Origin of the sequence: Paenibacillus sp. BR1-192, assembly GCF_029542445.1 — a bacterium.
Classification (GTDB): domain Bacteria; phylum Bacillota; class Bacilli; order Paenibacillales; family Paenibacillaceae; genus Paenibacillus_AQ; species Paenibacillus_AQ lautus_A.
On the sequence record NZ_CP120718.1, the window covers coordinates 6,351,655 to 6,369,978 of the forward strand.

An 18,324-nucleotide genomic window follows, 5' to 3' on the forward strand; every position below is an offset into this window, starting at 1 on the left:
TTAGGCTTTTTGCCATTTCTCCTTAAAGAACAGCTGGTACACTCTGGTTACGATAATTTTAATGATCATATAGATCGGTACGATCAGCAGAATTCCGATAATCCCGCCAAGATCCTGTCCTACCAGCACCAGGATAATGATGGTAATGGGATGGATCGCCAGCTGTTTGCCGAAGATATACGGACCAATCAGGTTGTCCTGAATCTGCTGGGCCGCCAGAATGACGACAAGGGACCAGATCGCGGTTCCCGGGGACTGAATAAAGCCGATAATCACGATCGGGATCGAGGATAGAATGGCGCCGATAAACGGTATGAAATTCGCGATGACCGCCACGACCGTCAACAGCAGCGCATAAGGCAGGCCGATAATCAGGAATCCGATATACATCAGAACCCCCAGCGCCAAATTGACGAGAACCCGGCCTACGATAAAGCCTTTGAGTGCATTGTTGATTTCATCCAGCACCGAGGCTCCCTCGCCCTTGAATCGGTCAGGCAAAAAGCTGACCACCATCTTCCCGAATTTCCCGCCTTCCTTCAGCATGTAATACAGGAGAATCGGGAACGTAAACAATACGATGGCAAAATTCGACACGAACGAGAACAGATTCATAATATAATTCGTCAGGAACGTGAAGCCTTGATTCAAATAATCGGTGAGCTGTGTAAGCGGGTTGGCGTTCTCCGGAAAAATATCCTGGAAAAAGCCGTTATTCTCCAATTCCTGAAGCTGCTCGCCAAGCTTGGCAAACAAGGCTGGAGCGTTCTGTACGAGAGCCACGATCTGATCGCGCAGCGATGGCCATACGCCCAGGATAAAGCCGGTAAGGATACCCGCGAACACGACATACAGGAGCAGGATGGCCAGCGAGCGATTTAGCTTGCGTTTTTCCAGGAGATCAACCAGCGGTCTGAGCAGGTAATAGAAGAATCCCGACAGCATCAACGGCACGAGGATGATGGAGAAGAACGAAAGTACGGGTCTGAATATAAAATCCACCAGCGATCCCAAATAAATGATGGTCAGCACCAGGATCACGGCAAGACACAATTTGAAAAACTTGTTCATTTTCAGCAAAAAGCATGCCCCTTCTCCTATTTTTTCACCATCGTATCATGACAACGAGTACGGATTCAAATGGCTCCTTCTATATTCGTTGCGAGCGACCTTACCCTAGCCGCCAACGTTTTAGGACCTTTCGGTTTCACTCCATGCCGCCGATATATACTTCTTCTAACGCCTCACGTATAATATGAAGGATTGCTAGGGCAAGGCTATAGTGTAGGAGGATATCATAAACATGCATGTTACATCCATCATTCTCGGTCTGATCATCGTTCTGAATATCGTGTTCTCCATGTTCGTGGTTTTCAGGGAACGGCGGGATGCCGGCTCCACCTGGGCATGGCTGCTGGTGCTGTCCTTTATCCCGATTCTGGGCTTTGTGCTGTACTTGTTGTTCGCCCAGAATTTAAGAAGAATCCGTCTCTTTCATTGGGACGATCTGCAAAAAACCGGCATCGAGAAAGTATTGCTGTCCCAAATGGAAGGGATGAACAACGGCGAATACCCGTTCACCAATCAAGCGGCGGCGGACAACAGCGATTTGATCCATATGCATATCAATGAGAACCAGGCGATCCTTACGGACGACAACCATGTTGAAATTTTTACGGATGGACGCAGGAAGTTTGAACGGTTGTTTCAGGATATCGAGGAAGCCAAAGACTATATACATATTCAGTACTACATTATCCGCCGCGACGAGCTCGGCAAGAAGCTGATCTCCCTGTTGACCCAAAAGGCTAATGAAGGCGTGAAGGTCCGTGTTCTATACGATGAGCTGGGCTCGCGTCAACTAACCAAAGGCTTCTTCAAGGCATTCCGCGAAGCCGGCGGAGAAGCCGAGGCCTTCTTCCCGTCCAAGCTGCGCTTCATTAACCTGCGGCTGAATTACCGGAATCACCGAAAGCTGGCGATCATCGACGGCAATATCGGGTATGTCGGCGGTTTCAACGTCGGGGACGAGTACCTGGGCCTCAACTCCAGGTTCGGGTATTGGCGGGATACCCATCTGCGCATCCAAGGCGAGGCCGTTTATGCGATGCAGGTTCGCTTCATTCTGGACTGGAATCAGGCTTCGCATCATAACGATATCACTTACGAATCGAATCTGTTTCCCAAGATCAATTCGCCCGGCAATGTCGGGATTCAGATTGTCACCAGCGGTCCGGATTCCCGATATGAACACATCAAGAACGGTTATATCAAAATGATTTCGTCCGCCAAGAAATCGATTCATATTCAGACGCCTTATTTTATCCCGGATGCCAGCCTCCTGGATGCACTGCGCATTGCGGCGCTTTCCGGCGTAGAGGTGCATCTGATGATTCCGGATAAACCGGATCATCCCTTCGTGTATTGGGCTACCTTATCTTATATCGGGGAAATGCTGGGTACCGGGGCTAATGTGTATCTCTACAATAATGGCTTTATTCATGCCAAGACGATCATCATCGATGAGAAGATTTCGTCAGTGGGCACGGCGAATATCGACGTTCGAAGCTTCAAGCTGAATTTCGAAGTGAACGCATTCCTGTACGATGAGCATATATCGAAACAGTTGACCCACATCTTCCACCAGGATCTGCGGGTATCCAGCCAGCTTACGATGAAGCAGTATCTGGAGCGTTCGCGGTGGATCAAGTTCAAGGAGTCCATCTCCCGCCTGCTGTCGCCTATTCTATAGGACAACCCCGAGATACTGCCGTATCATTTAGCAATCCAGAAGAAATGTGAGGGCCAGAGACCGTTTATACTAAAACCAAGGAAAACGAATCCATCATATTAAAACCTGGGAAGGATGTTGAACGTGGCTAAACTGACACCGTATATTTTCTCTGAGGATGCAAAAGCGCAGGCTGAGTTTTATACCCAAGCACTGGGAGGAGAAATCTTATCCGTGCAAACCCATGGCGAGGTTCCCGGAACCAAGGAAGAATTGAAGGACAAGGTCATGCATCTGAGTCTGGTAGCCGGAGGAATCCCGATCTTTATGTCGGACTCGATCTTCCAAACCCTGGAGCGTGGGAACGGGATTCATCTGAGCCTGTCGTTTGAGAGCGATGCCGAAGCCCATGAAGCTTTTGACCGCTTGGCCGAGGGCGGCAAGGTGATTGATGCGCTGAAGACTCAATTCTGGGGAGCGCTGTTCGGGGTGCTGGAAGACAAGTTCGGCGTGTTATGGCAGGTCACGACGGAAGTCCAAGCCAATTAATCTTAGAAAAGGCCCTTCAAGTTTGGCTTGAAGGGCCTTTTTTGCGTTCAGTCCTTATTCTCTAATCGATCGCTAACCTCGTATAGGCGCAGGGATAGTTCATCCCCTTCGGCATTGCCTAAAACATCTCCGTATCGACTACGCAGATTGTTCCAGCACTCGTGTATTACTTTCTCAAGAGCCTTTCCTTTATCGGTCGTATAGATCAGCGACATCCTTCCTTCCACCCGATTGTATACCAGTCCTTTAGCGGCCAGCTTCTCAATCAGTCGGGTTACGGTGGATGGCTGGAGGTGTAGAATTTCGCCTAATTCCTTCTGCGAGATCCCTTCCTTCTCATATACAGCCATAAGCAGATATGCATACGTTGGCGACAATCCGCTTGCGGCAAACTCGTCTTCGGCCATCTTGGTCATGACCCGGCTAAGGCGATTGGCTGTGAAGTAAAGGCATTCTTTGATATACGTATTGAGCATAACGGTTACCTCTTTCGGGCTGAAGTTCATCATGTTGAAACGCCTCATATTGTTTGCACATACAAATATAGTGGATTTCGAAATAAAAGTAAAGCGGCAGTTTCCCCCCGTCTCTTGGAGTCATCTGCCGCTTCATTCTATTAGGATATGTCGTTCAGGTTGCGATCCTGCTTAGGATAACGCTGCTTTATTCGACATGGCTCTGATCCATGTACATGACTTCCCATAGATGTCCGTCCGGATCCTGGAAGCTCCATCCGTACATAAACCCGTGATCCACCGGGTCGTTGGAAGGCGATCCCCCAGCAGCCAGCGCAGCGTTCACGATGTCATCCACCTGCTCCCGGCTTTCTGCCGACAGCGCCAGAATCACTTCCGTTGTGTTGGCCGCATTCGACAGATCTTTCTTGGTGAACGTCTTGAAATAATCCTCGGTGAGCAGCATGGCAAAGATGTTATCGCCTATGACCAGGCAGGCCGCATTCTTATCCGTAAACTGCTCATTAAACTCAAAACCGATTTTCGAGAAAAAGTCTTTCGTTTTCTCCAGATCCTTAACCGGAAGATTCACAAAAATATTATCGATTTTCAATGCCATCTACGATCACCTCATCCATTTGATAGATCCATCTTAGCATGGGCAGCGGCATGGCATTTCTTTTCGCTTGCTATGTTCAAGCCATTATTCGTCCAATTCCGTGAAAAACACATCCGTCAAAATGGCCTCCGCTCCCTTATACCGTCATATTAGTTCGATAACTCCGCTGCACGCAGTAATCTCATAACCGTTACGACCGTTTGAGCTTTGGTTACGTGAGATTGCGGATCCAGCTTGGTAGCAGACACCCCCAGCATTATCTTCCGTTCTACGACAATGGCGACGGAAGACTTCGCATAGGACGAAACCCTGGAGTGATCCTTGAATTTGTTTAACAGGCCATGGTCAGCTTCATTCTTCTTACCGGCATACTCCAGCACATGGCTTAGAATAACCGCCAATTCCTCGCGCGTAATCAAGCTGTTGGGATCAAAGATATCGCCTGTGCGTCCCTTCACCAGTCCTGCAGCTTTGGCAGCCGCGATTTCTCTGGCATATCGGGATTTCGGATCCACATCCTTGAAGCTGGAATCCTTGTCGTCAGGCAATAGACCCAGCGCTTTCACCAGGATGGAGATGATCTCGGCACGGGTAATGTTTTTATTTGCACCGAACGAACCGTTATTTTCTCCGGATACGATCATTTTGGCGGCAGCTTGCGCCACGTCTTCCCGTGCCCATGAAGGAATCGCGTCACTAAATCGGATATCCTGCTGTACCAGCGCATAAACGCCGCTGCCGGTTTTCTTGATTTCAACGGTCACCGTCCCGTCCGTATTCACTTTAAACAATGTCGGAACGGATCGAAGCTCGTTAGTACCCGGTATATAGACCACTCCGGTCGCACGTTTTATATTTATCTTTTTCGCATCCAAGGTAACAAACTCGCTGACATGGGATTTCCCGAAGCGTGTCAGCTCGGTTGCCGTTTTATCCGCGTGTACTTGCTCAAGCTTGAACTGCAGCGGACTCGCCAGTGTTTCTTTCCCTTGAAGCAAGGCGGCCAGGCTTGCTGCGTCCTTATTGTCTGGAGCCACAATCGAGACTCTCACCGGCCCGGAAACCGAGATCAGCGAAGCCGGAATCCGGTATTCCGTACCGTTTAGGAAAACGGACAGACTGGCTTTCGCCCCTTTTTTCGCAATGGCCGCAATCACTTCTTGCGGAATTTCCAGCACCGCCTGCTTCGCGCCGGCACCCGCATGGAGCTGGAAGTTGGAGGATTCCGATTGGTTAATGCTGTTAACCGCCGCAGCCGCAGGCACGGTAACTAGAGCCTTATCTCCTTCAAGCACAACGTTGGCTTCGAGTTGATCCTTGCCTTTAGGCGGCTGTGGCGTCGATGGCGTTGTAGAACCGGATCCGCCGGAGCCTCCTCTGCCTTCAGAGCCACCGGAGCCGTTGCCCGAAGTCGTGATGCTCAGCTGATTTGAAGCGCTGGAGACGCGGTTGATCTCATCTCCCGTTCGATCCACGGCAAGCACATGGATCTTGTAATTCGTTAGGGGGCTGAGGCCCTTCACGGTATAACCGTTCGTTGCCACCGAGCCGGACAACGCATGATTCACGTACACTTCATATCCCGTTGCTCCCGTCACGGCATCCCATTTCAGCTGGATGGAGCCGGAATCGGCGCTTACCTTGGCCAGATTCCCTGGAGCCGGGAGTGCCGATGCATGGACTTTGCCGTTGATCGGCAGATCGTGAACGAGTTGGGTCGTCAGCGTCTTATTGCGGTCGCCGCTGATATCCCAGCTCATGACGCCTGCGATATCCAGCGATTTCACGATGGAAGCCGTATATTTCATGGTGTCCTTATCGTTGTAAGTGATGAACACTTTATTTTGCTCATTGTACAGGTATGGAACTTTGGCGGATTCGTTCCAGTATCTCTTATAACCGTTCTTGTCGATGTAGTTGTTCTCGAGATCGCTGAAATCGAAAACGCCCGCTTCCCATGTCTTTAACGCGGATCCGCCTTTGCAAGTCTGATATTGGCCGATAGGCGGGCAATCATCCCAGCCTTTACCGTAATATGGCACCCCGGCGATCAGCTTGTGCGTTGGCACCCCGCCGTTCAGATGGCCCAGCAAACCGCCGAGCACATGATTTCTCGGAGCGGAGGAGGCGGCTCTTGGATGCTTTTGGTCAAAGAACAGCGGTGCATTATGGTGACCCAGCGTCTCCCAGCTGCCGCTGTAATCGTAAGTCATGATATTGATGAAATCGAGATACGTCACGGAATTCGCAAGATCGGCATTTTTAACGAAATTATCGCCCTGCCCGGAAGCAATCGTCAGCAGATAGTACTTCCCGTCTTCTGATCCGGCAGCATCCAGCGCCTCGCGAACGGTCTTCATTAACAATGTGAAGTTTTCCGTATCCTCCGGTCCCCGGGAGTTGTCGTCTTCCCCGCCTTCAACAGGATACTCCCAATCGATATCCAAACCATCGAATTTGTATTCTCGGAGGAAATCCACCGCGGAATTCGCAAAGGCCCGGCGTGTTTCTTCGGTCTTGGCCATGTTGGAGAAATGATTGGACCAGGACCAGCCGCCAACCGATATCATAAGCTTCAAATGCGGATTAGCGGCTTTCACGGATTCGAAAGCTTGGAAATTTTCGAAATCCTTTTCGGGATCGCCAAGTATCATCTCGCCATCATACACGTATCGATTTTGCAGCGGAACCTTTGGGTCTTCACATGCTCTTACCGTGCTTCCGAACTTCTTCCAACACAAATCAGCAAACGCGTAATTGATATGCGTGATTTGAGAAACGTCAAGATCGGACGGATAGAAATTCCGTTCGGCCGGTAGTGCTGACCAAGAGGTATAGTAGGTAATATTATTATAATTGCTGCCTGGTACAACCGTAATCGCTTGACTGATCGGCGATGTCCATAAAGGGTTAACAGCGATGATCTGGAACGAATACGTCTTACCTTCCTGCAATCCGGCAGCCACAAACCGGTTCTCGCTGCTTGTCGCCACCTTATTTCCGTCCTGATAAATATGATAGCCCGTTGCTCCCGGAACCGGAGCCCATCCCAAGGAGACGGTAGACCTTGTAGCTGTAACAGCCTGCAGTCCCTGTGGTGCAGCGAGCTCTCCCCATTTTAAATGTACAGCGTTACTCTTCACCGAAGTTTCCGGGTTCTGTCCCTGCAATGCTTTTTGAGCAGTAACTTCAAAGATATAATCGCGATTGGCTGTTGGGTCCAGGGAGTACGTGACCGACGTCACCGTTTCCAAGGTATCGACTTTATTGCCGTCCACATACAGCTCGTATCCGGTAGCTCCTGAGCTTGCTCCCCAATTTAAGGTCACCGATTTCTCGGAAACGTCCGTTACTTTCAGGTAACTCGGAGGTGAAATCGGAGCTTGTTCATATACGGTTTGATCCGCGGTGGTCGTGAATTCAAGAATATTGCTCTTCATATCCTTTGAGGGCCTGTGGTCATACCAGGTAATATATATGCGGTAGGTTGTCTCGGGCTGAAGCCCTGTAACGGCATGCGTGGTTAAATTTCCCCACGTGATATAAGCATCCGTATCTGCATTCCAGACATCGATATCGTTCTTGTCTCCCTTGAGGAAATCCCATTCAAAGGTAGCCTGGTTATGCGTTACCTCCACTAATCGCAGATTCTGGGGAGCGGACGTTTTTGGAGGCTTAACCTCGCCATCCAGCGTAGTAAACTCGATTACATTACTCTTATGCCGTTGGTCCGGACCTTGAGACGGTCTCTCATACCATGTAATGTATAATTTATAGGTTGTGTTGGGTTTCAAATCATCCAGGGTCCGGCTTCCGCCGTTCCCCCATGTATACCATGCATCATCCACGGCGTTCCAGACATCAATATCAAACGTATGCTGCGGATTATTTTTGTCGTAATCCCATAGTATCGTTGCTTCGGTGGCCGTGATGGAGTCTTGCACAATTCGCAGATTCTGCGGTGCTAGCGGATCCTGGGAGCCATAGGTCGAGCCTGTTACCGTCACCGGATCGATCCCGGAGCTCGTTGCGGTAATTCCTGAAGGAGATGCGCCTTCTGCTGCAAAGGATGCAGGCGCATGAAGCAGTGGGGTAAACATGAGAATAAGGGCCAAAAAACACAGTACCCATTTCGGGCGTCTTTTCGTGATAAAGGGTATCACCGTTTTCACCTCTGTCGATTAAATTTCGATTGCAAATGATACAGCATTTCCATCAATGTCTGTTCCTCTTGGTGTCACCCGGGTGGTATCCTTGATGACTTGCCCAGCTTCGCATATCGCTCGAAATCCACTCGTTTTTGAAAGCGGTTACCAATCCAGATAAACTTAACTATGTAAGATTCATCCCCTCCCCCTTTTCGCTCCATACCTACACCACTTGCTTGCTGGATCGCTCTACTACGGCCCCCTTTCAATGAAATCCATGTTGTTCAATCCATATTCATATAGTTGTATCATGGAACCTGCGCCATCGATTGAGAAGGGATACATTTCCATAGAGATGGGATAAATTCTTGTAATTTTATATTCTGTTAATAAATTCAATCCATAAAAAAGAGCCCTCGAAAGGCTCTTCTTCTGTTTCCTATGTAACAGGTGACGGCCGATTCACCTAATTGAACTTAGATGCTCATGCTTTAATTTCCATACTCCGTCGGCATCTCGAACGAATACGTTCGTTGCTCTCCCGCTCCCGGTCGTGTATTCCCCCTGAAAATACCCCTCGTAGCGATAAGTATAAATGCAGACAGCCGAATGTATATCAGTCGCAATCCACACCACGTCCTCCGCCCGGTAGACCTCATTCCGGATGACGTCCCAAGCGTGCTCGAAATAGGCCCTGATTTCCTCCAGGCAACAGCAGCTCCGGTCCGAGAACCAATACACCGCTCCCTCATCGAGCAGCCGGGCTACCTGATCAAAATCATGCGTATTCGTCGCCGCTATGTAGGCCTCAAAGGCTTTTTGATATGACATTGTTTCGCACCTCCCTATCTTATATCCTACGTATTCTTCAGGATCCACGCCACGATTCTAGCAATCTTTATGGTATGATATGGAGGCAATTTTATTCACAAAAAATAACAGGTGAACGCCCATGATGAGCATCGCTCAATTCGCAGAACGCACCGGCATGGTCCCCAGTGCGCTTCGTTTCTATGAATCCAAGGGGATTCTGGTTCCGGCTGAACGGCTGGAGAACGGTTACCGGTATTATGGATTTCACCAAATTCACGAAGCCAAGCTTGTAAACAGCCTCCGTCAATCAGGCATCAGCCTTGGGGATATCCGGTGTTTCCTTGAAGCCGAGGAAAGTACGCGTTCCGAGCTGCTTGCGCGCTGGCGGCGGGAAGCTGAGGCACGTCTACTCTCCGTCCAAATTGCGAGTCAATATTTAAACGGGATGGAACCGGGTCGCGGCAGTCTGCATCTCATCAATTGGGAACAACCCCTAACCGTGATATGGCAGCCGTTTTTGGTAGACAAACCAGTAAACTCTTATTCGCGGGAAATGAAACAAGCGGCAGCCAGACTCCATGACCTCAACATTCGCACGCAAGGCTCCAGCTTGATCAAGGTGATGGACTCCCTCCCGCACGCGGTGCTAATTGAAGTCGGATATCAAATTTGTACGGAATCCTCTCGGAAGCCAACGCCTCCGAAGACACCCTCCGAAGCCTATTTGGAGTCCATCCCCCCTACCTTGTTCGTATCGGTGGACAGCTCATGGGAGGACACCTTCGCATGCATGCGAACGATCCGCTTCCTTCAGAAGTTCGGTTTCGAACCTGCGGGCAAGCGGCTGGAGCGGCATTATCCCGATTCTCCTATATTCGAAATCATGATTCCTGTCATGCAAACTCGCTTCTCTTGACCTTCAAGTTACTTGAAGGTTTATACTGGGATTGTTCCATTTTCCAAAACTTTCTTATAGGAGGATCAAGCGAATGGTTGGATTACGGCTGGATGATTTCGATGGAGGTTTTATCATTGCCCCATGGGATCGGTTCAAGGAACTCATCGAATGGTATAGCACGCATTTGGATCTGAAAGTGACATACGAAGAGGATTACCCGGTCGAAAAAATGGCCACCCTTACTTTCCCGGCACTGGGATGCATACATATCAAGTCGGTGGAGCATGACCACCCGCATTTTGCAGTCGATTGGGGACAAAACGGAAATGTTCGCTTCTGCTTCACCGCAACGAATCTTGAAGCTGCACACGCCTATTTTCGCGAACAGGATATTCAAGTGACCGATGTGACCCAAGGCCCCTTTGACCGTACCTTCGATTTCTTCGATCCGGCTGGCAACCGCTTAACGGCAATCGAACCGGAGCCAGGTACGGAGGCGTTGGTTGCTAAAGCACCGGACGCACGCTTTCCGTTCCAAGCGATCCCCCGCTTTGGCGTTGACCGGCTGGATGAAGCCATTGCGTGGTACGAGGCTAATCTGGGCGGCAGAGTCGAACGGGTCAGTGAGGATGGAACCTCCGCGACCGTAATTATCACCGCCGAGGGCGCACCGCTCTATCTGGAATCCGTTCGGACAGACCGAACGAAGGACGCACTTACTGTAGCTGCAAGGCCTTATTGGGTAATACGGAAAAAGGCGGACTTTTTTGAGACTCATAAACGTTTGCGGGAACAAGGATGGAAGGTTACCGATTTTGCCGGAAATCCGAAGTTTCTTGTCATGTTCCACACCTACGATCCATATGGCAACCAGATCAATGTATGGTGTTACGAAGACTGTTAGTTCATGATTGGGCACATCCATGAGTGATTCCGCGTGTATGGGTTTTATAGTTGAATGATCAACAAAATCTGACCGATCGTCATGATCGGATCCCTTAGTAAAGGGCTGCGAGCATCCCTAAAGATGACCGCAGCCCTTATTCGTATCGTTTACATACTTTTATTTTTAACACTTGGTTTGAAAATTCGCCTTTCCTTCCAAGACGGCATTCAAGAATGTCTTCGACTTTTTCAATCGCTTCTGGATCTCTTCAATTTCTTTGATTTTTTGTTCTACCATTTTCGTCTTTGCCTCGTACGACAAGTTAAGTTGTTGATTGACTAACAAACTTAATTCTTCTATAGAAAAGTCTACGGATAAAAGTACCTTCACGTCATCTAGAAACTCCACAATCTCTTCGGAATAAATTCGATAATTATTTGCATCTCGTTTAACAAATGTGTCCGGAATCAGGTTCTTACGTTCATAGAATCTCAACGTCGATATGGGCAGACCCGTTAATTTTGAAACCTCGTTTATTTTCATAATAGGACCTCTTTTATTTCTTGCTATAAACCTAGGTTCATACTTCATAATACGAAATATGATAACGAACGACATCCACAATGTCAAAAAAATCGATGTTATCAAAAGGAGAGGTTCTATGTTTAACCATATTCAAAATAACGATTTCGCCAATATCGTTATGGGCCGACGTTCTGTCCGCAATTATGATGAGAACTTTAAAATATCGAAAGAAGAAATGAGCGACATGATTTCGGAAGCCAGTTTGGCCCCATCCTCTGCTAACATGCAGCCTTGGCGTGTAATTGTGGTCGACACTCCGGAAGGAAAAGAAAAGCTAAGACCTCTTGTGAGGTTCAATACGTTACAGAATGATACTTCATCAGCCATGTTATTGATTTTTGGCGATACTCAAAGCTATTTATATGCTGAAGAAATTTACAATACAGCTGTGGAACAAGGAAAAATGCCTGCAGAAGTACGAGATCGTCAACTCGAAACCATTCTATCCCTGTTTCCGACTCTATCCAGAGAAATGAAAGTTGAAATTGCAAAAATCGATAGCAGCCTCTTTGCCATGCAGTTCATGTTAGTAGCTCGTGCGCATGGGTATGACACGAATCCAATGGCAGGCTTTGAAGCTGATCAGTTAGCAAAAGCATTCGATGTAGATGAAGAACGCTATGCTCCAGTCATGGTCATTTCATTAGGAAAAGCCAAAGAAGATGGGCATGAGTCCGTTCGATTAGAGCCTGACAAGATTACATTTTGGAGATAACCATGTTCCGTAGTCGTTTCACCATTCTTTCTTCAAAATAACATCAGACTCAAACGCAAGTTTATGCAAACCGAAAAACTCAATCTAAAAGAAAACGGCAGCCGGTCATTGTGATCGGCTGCTTATGATGGTTGAACTAGCAGCCGAGTGACATCGCCTGGTCCTCATTCGTAATATCCTTGCACAGCAGGCAGTCGCTTATACTCCTCCCGCTCCTCCACCATGTTGGCTGATCACATCCATAGCCTCATTTATGATCGGAACTGCCTGTTCCTTCTCGAAACAACCTGACACGATCCATACCGCTAAAAGTGCTGCAGCAACCAGGCCTTTTCTCATCCTTCTATTCCCTCCTAATAGAAATGCGTCGGAGACGGCGTAACTATTAGACGGAAGTTTATCCCATTTTGTTCCACCCGCTGCATGAACAAACAACAAGCAAGCCAATATTTCATGCCATGAATTATATTTTGTTTGTATACATGATTTTGCCCACATCGTGTCTAACGGTTTTATGACCTTGTTTAATTCCTTTCCCAATGGCTATAAGCATCACATCTTCATACCTGTCAGAAATCTGTAAGGTTGACTTTAATTGTTCGGAATCATACCCGGACATGGTAATCGTATGGAGACCCGCCTCGTTCGCCAGTAAGACTAACGACATAGACGCCAGGCTTGCGTCTCTTACTAATTCGAGCTTTAAATCTTCTTTGGATTTATTTAGATAATATTGAATAGCCGCGCTGGCTAAATAATCTCTTAATGATGCATCAAAATAACCCTTTTGAAATCCTTCTTCATGGATATGTATAATATTCTCTTTTTCAAATGCTTGATAATCGCCCAGTACAACGATTAGAGCCGACGCTTCTATTACCTGTTGCTGATGAAAGGCAATGGGGAGTAACACGTTTTTTAAATTCGGTTCGTCGATAACCAGGTACCGTGTGGCTTGAATATTGTTTCCGTTGGGCGATTTACTGGCTCCTTCAATCAAAGCCGCCAACGTTTCCGATTCCATTTTATAATGGGGGTCATAATGCCTGACAGAACGTCTTTGCTCTAATATCTCTCTCACACTCATTGTGCTCACTCCAAATGTTTTATTTGCTTCACATTCCGATTATAATGGACCGTACAGTGGCAGAAAATAACGCACAATAAAGTGGGTTAGCCACCTTTATGTGCCTATTCAGGAGGATTACATAATGAACAGCCTCAACACGGGAATCAATATTTTTATGAACACGGTAGGAGGAAAGTGGAAATGCTTAATTCTCTTCTTTCTGAGTCAAAAGCCAAGGAGAACTAAGGAGTTCTAACCTGCTCATGCCGACCATTACGCAGAAAGTCTTAACTGAGCAATTAAAGCAGCTGGAAAAAGATGAGCTTGTCCGAAGAGAAGTATTTAAAGAAGTACCGCCTAAGGTAGAATACAGTTTAACTGGGCTGGGCCAATCCTTCGTGCCTGTACTACATACCATGTGTGAATGGGGCAACACCTATGCAACCGTACAAAACCTCGAAAGAGAAGAACAAATCTGTCGCCAGCATGAATAAGTGGTCGTGCACACATAGTGACGCGAAAAAAAACGAGCAGACAATCATTCGTCTGCTCGTTCTATATTTCAAACTCCTTCATCCGTCTCATTCTCGGGAGTCTGCTCTTGCTCTTCCGAAAGCGCGCTTTCGTCGGACAGCTCATACGAGACGCCATCCACAACGACCTTCCCGATCAGGGACACGTCAAGCGGTTGATCCAGCTTCACGGTGACCTGACTTGAGTAAGTCGGGTTTTCCTGAGCGTCACCAACGCTCTCCGATGACTGCTCATCTGGACCTTCAACAGGATCAGATGGGCTTTCCCCTTCTGAGGTCCCGCTATTCGGATCTGCTTGGTTCCCGGATGAATCCGGCTCGGATCCTGACGGATCGGCAGCATCGGCTTCCCCTGTGGTTTCATCCGCGCACACCCGCGATAATTCAGGACTGGCCGCTTCAATCAGCGTGCTTCCATCCTTGCCTACAATCTGAAGTTTGTCCACGCTGAAATCCCGGCAAGCCGCCGGCTGTTTAAAATGGAAACTCAGCTCGGTGCTTCCCGCCTGCTCGCCTTCCTCCACCACCGTTGCCGTCAATAACGGCTGCTCATCTACGGTCTCGGAAGAAGCCGGCGGTACCGTAACCGGCGGCGTAACGGCCGGATTCGGACCGGCATCGCCGTCCGCGGGACCTTTGCCGTTTTGGATCATCATGAAGACACTGCCAGCAATCACGATCAACGCTAGCAGGGCTGAGATGATGGTTACGAACCGCGAATGCCGGCGAAACCATCGCACCAACGGTGAAGCCAATTCGGCCTTGACCTGGGCATACACCGGTTTGAGGATAGGGGCAGGCGAACTGAAATAAGTTTTTGCGTAATCCTTATTCTTAAAGGCTTCGCGGTCGTGGATTTTGAAATAATCGATGATGGCGGCGGCATAAGCGGGAACAAGTCCCCGCGGTCTTACGAATACCGGCTGCTCGGCAGACCACTGAATATATTGGTATACCACGTCCGGGCTCTTGCCGTATCTGTGCAAGTAATCCAGTAAGCTCCGGTAATCTACGGCACTGGAGCTGATATCCGTACAGAAAGCCAAGGTTATGCTCTCAAAATTGGACGGCTCCACATGATGCTGCAGCCACTTCCGCATGATATGCTGGGTCCGCTCCCGTTCCTCTGCCGTGAGTTCCGCCAGCACCTCCGCTCTAACCTCTTGATGGCCGGACCACTGGTGAAGGGCCAGCATGACCGCGGCTTTGGACCGAATCCGGGAATCGAACCGCTCTACCCAGCCTTTGAACTCCTTCGGCATTTGCAGGAACCCGATATCCATCAGCTGCTTCTGGCTTAATTGCTCAGGCTCCAGCTCACGCAAGAGAAAGAGATTGGCTGCATAGATCATCCGGTCCGCAAAAGCACGTCCGCCTTGATAACGGCCGATTCCCTTTTGCGGATCGCGTTCCAGCGCATCCAATTGATCCAGTACGGCATTGACCGTTCTCACCGGATCCGAATCCTGCTGGAGCTTATCGATAAGCTGGGCTTCCGCAAGCCGGACATAATTCTCCTGCTCCAGCAGGAGTGGGTGATTCCGGACCCACAAGCCGATCAAATCCACGAGGTCTGCAGGCGTTGCCGCTTGCTTCATGCGCGTTTTCATGTAGGGATCGAACATCAGCGCCGGCAGCCCCGGACTGGTCAGCACCCTGGCATAAAAGGCTCGGCTTAGAGACGGGCTGCCCTCCAGGAGCTCGTAAATCGCCTTGGTTGTATCCTGACGCTGTTTCGATAAGGCATTATTTAAGGAGCGGATAAAATATTCCACGATCCAATCGTTATGCTGCCGGGGATTGATGCCGTGATAATCCTTCAGGAATCCCGCGATCGCGGCATCCGGAACATGCCCGCCTTTGACGAGCTCGAACTCCTTGGCAAACAGGGCAAGAAACAGCTGATCCAGCCGTTGCTTCGAATCCAGGGCGCCTGCCGGCTGCAGATAGAGCAGCGAAGCACGCAGCACGGCATGTTTATGCTCATGGTACAGGCCTTCACGGCCTTCTTCGATCTGGAACAGCATGCATAAATCATCATAGCTGTCCAGCGAGATCTGATGTATCGACTCCATGTCCGCAAGCAGTTGCTCGGCGAAGGCAAAAAAACGTTCAGATCGATCCGGGTCTAACAGCGTATCCCAAGCAAAATCAAGATAAGGCTGCTCGGACCATTTCAGATCGGCATTGATGACCCTGCCGGCAGCGAGCTCAAACAAATAATCCTTCTCGATGCTCCGGTCATTCAGGCGCAGGCTGCCCTTCTCCACGAACATGAGATGAAGCCCCTTCTTGCTCTGCGGCTCCTTGGCATAAGTTACGAATCCAAGCACCCGGCGCAGCGCATAGGGCAAATTGCCAAACAGCACAAAGAGCAGCTGCCCCGCCTTCGCGGACAACTGTTCCACCGGGACATCCAGAACGATATACACCTTTTTCTTCCCGGCAGCCGCAGATATGCAGGCATAGATCAGCTGCTTGAATACTTTCTCGTTGATTCCAAGCTCCTGCAACAAGGCTGGGGTCCTCTCGGACGAGACAGCGGTAGGGGAATCGGCCTGGACCGGAATCGCAGGAAGCTGCGGCAGATCCACGCCCTCTTCGATATCGTAATGATCGGCAAAAGCGGCCTGAAGCCATGTCCGGTAAGCGTTATGCTCATCATGATGGAAGCCTTCCGGAATGACGTAATGATGCGTAAAAAAGGCGCTGCGCAGCCCCGTGAAGTCCGCAGGCTGAAACACGCTCCGGCCCAGCACCGTTTCCCCTGATTCGGTATGGAACAGATGAAGGGCAGCCGGATAAGACGCAGCGTCCCGTTCACTGCGCGCCGTCAGTTCGGCAGGTGCTTCGTACTGGCAGAAGGGATGCAGCACCTTTTTGATAAAGGAAGCCTCCAATCCGGACGAACGGGCCACCGTATCAAAACCTTCGGCCGAGCGGAATATGCCTCGCCGCTCCCGCGTGTACATCTGCTGCTGTATGTTTCGGGATGGGAAATCCGGCACTAGTCTTCCCTCCCCTGGATGTACTTCAGCTTGTACAGAAGCCAGATGAACGGTTCATCCACCCGAATCGGGCTGACCACGCTCTGCAGCTTCTGATCGACAGGATTGCTGCCCAGCGCCGACACGGCAAAATAGGCCGTATTCGAAAAGTACACATCCATCGTCCCTTTGAACGGCCGATCGACCTTTTCGATAAAACGGCGGATTTCGCCGTCAATATTTTCAAACTCGGTCAAATTCAAAAACTTGCGGTGCACCACATTGTTAAAAATATTGCTGTTCAGCTTCACATATTCGCCATCCTCATCCTTAAGCGCGTGAAGCATGTCGCTCTTGGTCAAGACGACGGCGGTTGGAATATCCGTCTTGCCTTTGTCCTCATACGCGATGAAATCGCCGAACATGGTCAGCACGACATCCCGCGGCTCATCATACTGGGATACCCACTCCCCGGGCTGATCGCCGAATTTCAAACGGATTTTTTCCCGAATGGAGCGGATTTGGAGCGGATCCACCATAAACAGAATGCCCGCGGAATTCTTGATATGCTGTCCGTGCAGCCCCAAATAATCCTCATCCACCATGCCCTCGCCAGCCACGTCAAAAAATACGAGCGTCAAAGGCGGCTTCGACTCATCCTTGAACACGAATTGGAAAATAAAAGGCTCCTGCATTTTCTCCTTCTGCGTAGACGCCAGCAAATCCCCGCGTTCAAACAACGGCTCCTCATAGCCGGTGCGGAACTTGCGGCTGATCTCGGCATTCAGCGGCATGCAGGCCGCATCGAAATGATCTGCCGTCGTATGCTGAAGCGTATGAATCAGCGAAGTCATATAAACCGATTTGCCCACTTGCGAAGCACCGATAATCGAGATAATGTTGCTTGGCACCTTCCCGGCGGTAACCGGCAGCTCATTGTGGCATTTCGGGCACAGCCGTCTGCGCGTGACGATGCCGTAACGGTCATTCAATCCAACCAGCACGTGCTCCGAATAAATGTGCTGCTCCTCCGGGATGTCGCTCGGACGGATGATCGCTTCGATATCATACACCGAATCCAGCCCGAAGCGTTCACGGTACCGATTCAGCTCCTCATCTTCCCCAAGCGCATAATCCTCGTCATCCTCGCGGTCGTGGGCAGCCCGGAAGACAACCTCCTTCGGAGCAAACTTACTGAAACAGTAAGGGCAGACAATATCATAGAACAGCGGCCTTGGCTCCGGCTCCGGTTTTTTCTTGAATATATCAAAAATGCCCATCTTTCGTACCTCCCTCTGAACCCTATGAAAAAATACACACGAATGCGCTCACATGG

Annotated in this window: 16 protein-coding genes; 6 read left to right on the top strand and 10 right to left on the bottom strand. The window is 49.4% G+C overall.

Annotated features, from left to right (window positions below; genetic code table 11):
- On the bottom strand, positions 1-1,080 hold the full coding sequence (locus tag P0X86_RS29220) for an AI-2E family transporter (protein WP_009589554.1): 1,080 nt from the start codon (positions 1,078-1,080) through the stop codon (positions 1-3).
- A 223-nt stretch (positions 1,081-1,303) separates the two neighbouring features.
- On the opposite strand from P0X86_RS29220, the gene cls reads away from it, so the two are divergent.
- Positions 1,304-2,752 (top strand): cardiolipin synthase, encoded by a 1,449-nt coding sequence (cls, locus tag P0X86_RS29225; protein ID WP_015737583.1) that lies wholly within the window; start codon positions 1,304-1,306, stop codon positions 2,750-2,752.
- 123 nt (positions 2,753-2,875) lie between these two features.
- Positions 2,876-3,280, top strand: coding sequence for a VOC family protein (locus tag P0X86_RS29230; protein WP_015737584.1), 405 nt, complete (start codon positions 2,876-2,878; stop codon positions 3,278-3,280).
- 47 nt (positions 3,281-3,327) lie between these two features.
- Here the strand turns inward: P0X86_RS29230 and P0X86_RS29235 are convergent, their stop codons facing one another.
- The 4 genes from P0X86_RS29235 to P0X86_RS29250 all read right to left on the bottom strand — a co-directional run bounded on the left by P0X86_RS29235 (position 3,328) and on the right by P0X86_RS29250 (position 9,333).
- Positions 3,328-3,756, bottom strand: a complete 429-nt coding sequence (locus P0X86_RS29235; protein WP_213580984.1) for a MarR family winged helix-turn-helix transcriptional regulator — start codon at positions 3,754-3,756, stop codon at positions 3,328-3,330.
- Positions 3,757-3,943: 187 nt separating this feature from the next.
- A complete protein-coding gene (locus P0X86_RS29240; RefSeq protein WP_015737586.1) occupies positions 3,944-4,354 on the bottom strand; it encodes a VOC family protein in 411 nt (136 codons plus the stop codon).
- 149 nt (positions 4,355-4,503) lie between these two features.
- A complete protein-coding gene (locus P0X86_RS29245; RefSeq protein WP_277747115.1) occupies positions 4,504-8,454 on the bottom strand; it encodes a glycosyl hydrolase family 18 protein in 3,951 nt (1,316 codons plus the stop codon).
- 510 nt (positions 8,455-8,964) lie between these two features.
- The gene (locus P0X86_RS29250) at positions 8,965-9,333 is read right to left on the bottom strand and encodes a YybH family protein (RefSeq protein WP_277747116.1); all 369 of its coding nucleotides are present in this window, start codon (positions 9,331-9,333) and stop codon (positions 8,965-8,967) included.
- A 121-nt stretch (positions 9,334-9,454) separates the two neighbouring features.
- Here P0X86_RS29250 and P0X86_RS29255 point away from each other — a divergent pair, with 121 nt between their 5' ends.
- Both P0X86_RS29255 and P0X86_RS29260 read left to right on the top strand, forming a co-directional pair.
- The gene (locus P0X86_RS29255; RefSeq protein ID WP_096776865.1) at positions 9,455-10,231 is read left to right on the top strand and encodes a helix-turn-helix domain-containing protein; all 777 of its coding nucleotides are present in this window, start codon (positions 9,455-9,457) and stop codon (positions 10,229-10,231) included.
- A 73-nt stretch (positions 10,232-10,304) separates the two neighbouring features.
- On the top strand, positions 10,305-11,117 hold the full coding sequence (locus P0X86_RS29260; RefSeq protein WP_277747117.1) for a VOC family protein: 813 nt from the start codon (positions 10,305-10,307) through the stop codon (positions 11,115-11,117).
- 165 nt (positions 11,118-11,282) lie between these two features.
- On the opposite strand, the gene P0X86_RS29265 is transcribed toward P0X86_RS29260, so the two are convergent.
- The gene (locus P0X86_RS29265; protein ID WP_015737590.1) at positions 11,283-11,642 is read right to left on the bottom strand and encodes a MerR family transcriptional regulator; all 360 of its coding nucleotides are present in this window, start codon (positions 11,640-11,642) and stop codon (positions 11,283-11,285) included.
- A 118-nt stretch (positions 11,643-11,760) separates the two neighbouring features.
- Between P0X86_RS29265 and P0X86_RS29270 the strand changes: the two genes are divergently transcribed.
- Positions 11,761-12,399: a nitroreductase family protein gene (locus P0X86_RS29270; protein ID WP_119846277.1), complete on the top strand. Its 639-nt coding sequence runs from the start codon at positions 11,761-11,763 to the stop codon at positions 12,397-12,399.
- Between the two features lie 198 nt (positions 12,400-12,597).
- On the opposite strand, the gene P0X86_RS29275 is transcribed toward P0X86_RS29270, so the two are convergent.
- Positions 12,598-12,738 carry a hypothetical protein gene (locus tag P0X86_RS29275; protein ID WP_277747118.1) on the bottom strand — a complete coding sequence of 47 codons (141 nt, stop codon included), beginning with the start codon at positions 12,736-12,738 and terminating at the stop codon, positions 12,598-12,600.
- Positions 12,739-12,862: 124 nt separating this feature from the next.
- Positions 12,863-13,486: a nitroreductase family protein gene (locus P0X86_RS29280; RefSeq protein WP_277747119.1), complete on the bottom strand. Its 624-nt coding sequence runs from the start codon at positions 13,484-13,486 to the stop codon at positions 12,863-12,865.
- A 245-nt stretch (positions 13,487-13,731) separates the two neighbouring features.
- On the opposite strand from P0X86_RS29280, the gene P0X86_RS29285 reads away from it, so the two are divergent.
- Complete coding sequence (locus tag P0X86_RS29285) at positions 13,732-13,962, top strand: winged helix-turn-helix transcriptional regulator (protein ID WP_481858185.1); 231 nt, start codon at positions 13,732-13,734, stop codon at positions 13,960-13,962.
- 68 nt (positions 13,963-14,030) lie between these two features.
- Here the strand turns inward: P0X86_RS29285 and P0X86_RS29290 are convergent, their stop codons facing one another.
- Positions 14,031-17,009 (bottom strand): GAP1-N2 domain-containing protein, encoded by a 2,979-nt coding sequence (locus P0X86_RS29290; RefSeq protein WP_277747120.1) that lies wholly within the window; start codon positions 17,007-17,009, stop codon positions 14,031-14,033.
- On the bottom strand, positions 17,009-18,268 hold the full coding sequence (locus tag P0X86_RS29295; protein ID WP_009589557.1) for a hypothetical protein: 1,260 nt from the start codon (positions 18,266-18,268) through the stop codon (positions 17,009-17,011). The genes P0X86_RS29290 and P0X86_RS29295 overlap by 1 nt, the downstream gene beginning before the upstream one ends.
- Between the last annotated feature and the right edge of the window lie 56 nt (positions 18,269-18,324).

What these genes read in the sequence shown, in the direction of transcription:
- P0X86_RS29235 (WP_213580984.1), bottom strand. Translation starts at nt 3,756, where the DNA reads ATGCTCAATACGTATATCAAAGAATGCCTTTACTTCACAGCCAATCGC.
- P0X86_RS29270 (WP_119846277.1), top strand. Translation starts at nt 11,761, where the DNA reads ATGTTTAACCATATTCAAAATAACGATTTCGCCAATATCGTTATGGGC.
- P0X86_RS29280 (WP_277747119.1), bottom strand. Translation starts at nt 13,486, where the DNA reads ATGAGTGTGAGAGAGATATTAGAGCAAAGACGTTCTGTCAGGCATTAT.
- P0X86_RS29260 (WP_277747117.1), top strand. Translation starts at nt 10,305, where the DNA reads ATGGTTGGATTACGGCTGGATGATTTCGATGGAGGTTTTATCATTGCC.
- P0X86_RS29285 (WP_481858185.1), top strand. Translation starts at nt 13,732, where the DNA reads ATGCCGACCATTACGCAGAAAGTCTTAACTGAGCAATTAAAGCAGCTG.
- P0X86_RS29295 (WP_009589557.1), bottom strand. Translation starts at nt 18,268, where the DNA reads ATGGGCATTTTTGATATATTCAAGAAAAAACCGGAGCCGGAGCCAAGG.
- P0X86_RS29255 (WP_096776865.1), top strand. Translation starts at nt 9,455, where the DNA reads ATGATGAGCATCGCTCAATTCGCAGAACGCACCGGCATGGTCCCCAGT.
- cls (WP_015737583.1), top strand. Translation starts at nt 1,304, where the DNA reads ATGCATGTTACATCCATCATTCTCGGTCTGATCATCGTTCTGAATATC.
- P0X86_RS29245 (WP_277747115.1), bottom strand. Translation starts at nt 8,454, where the DNA reads ATGTTTACCCCACTGCTTCATGCGCCTGCATCCTTTGCAGCAGAAGGC.
- P0X86_RS29275 (WP_277747118.1), bottom strand. Translation starts at nt 12,738, where the DNA reads ATGAGAAAAGGCCTGGTTGCTGCAGCACTTTTAGCGGTATGGATCGTG.
- P0X86_RS29250 (WP_277747116.1), bottom strand. Translation starts at nt 9,333, where the DNA reads ATGTCATATCAAAAAGCCTTTGAGGCCTACATAGCGGCGACGAATACG.
- P0X86_RS29240 (WP_015737586.1), bottom strand. Translation starts at nt 4,354, where the DNA reads ATGGCATTGAAAATCGATAATATTTTTGTGAATCTTCCGGTTAAGGAT.
- P0X86_RS29265 (WP_015737590.1), bottom strand. Translation starts at nt 11,642, where the DNA reads ATGAAAATAAACGAGGTTTCAAAATTAACGGGTCTGCCCATATCGACG.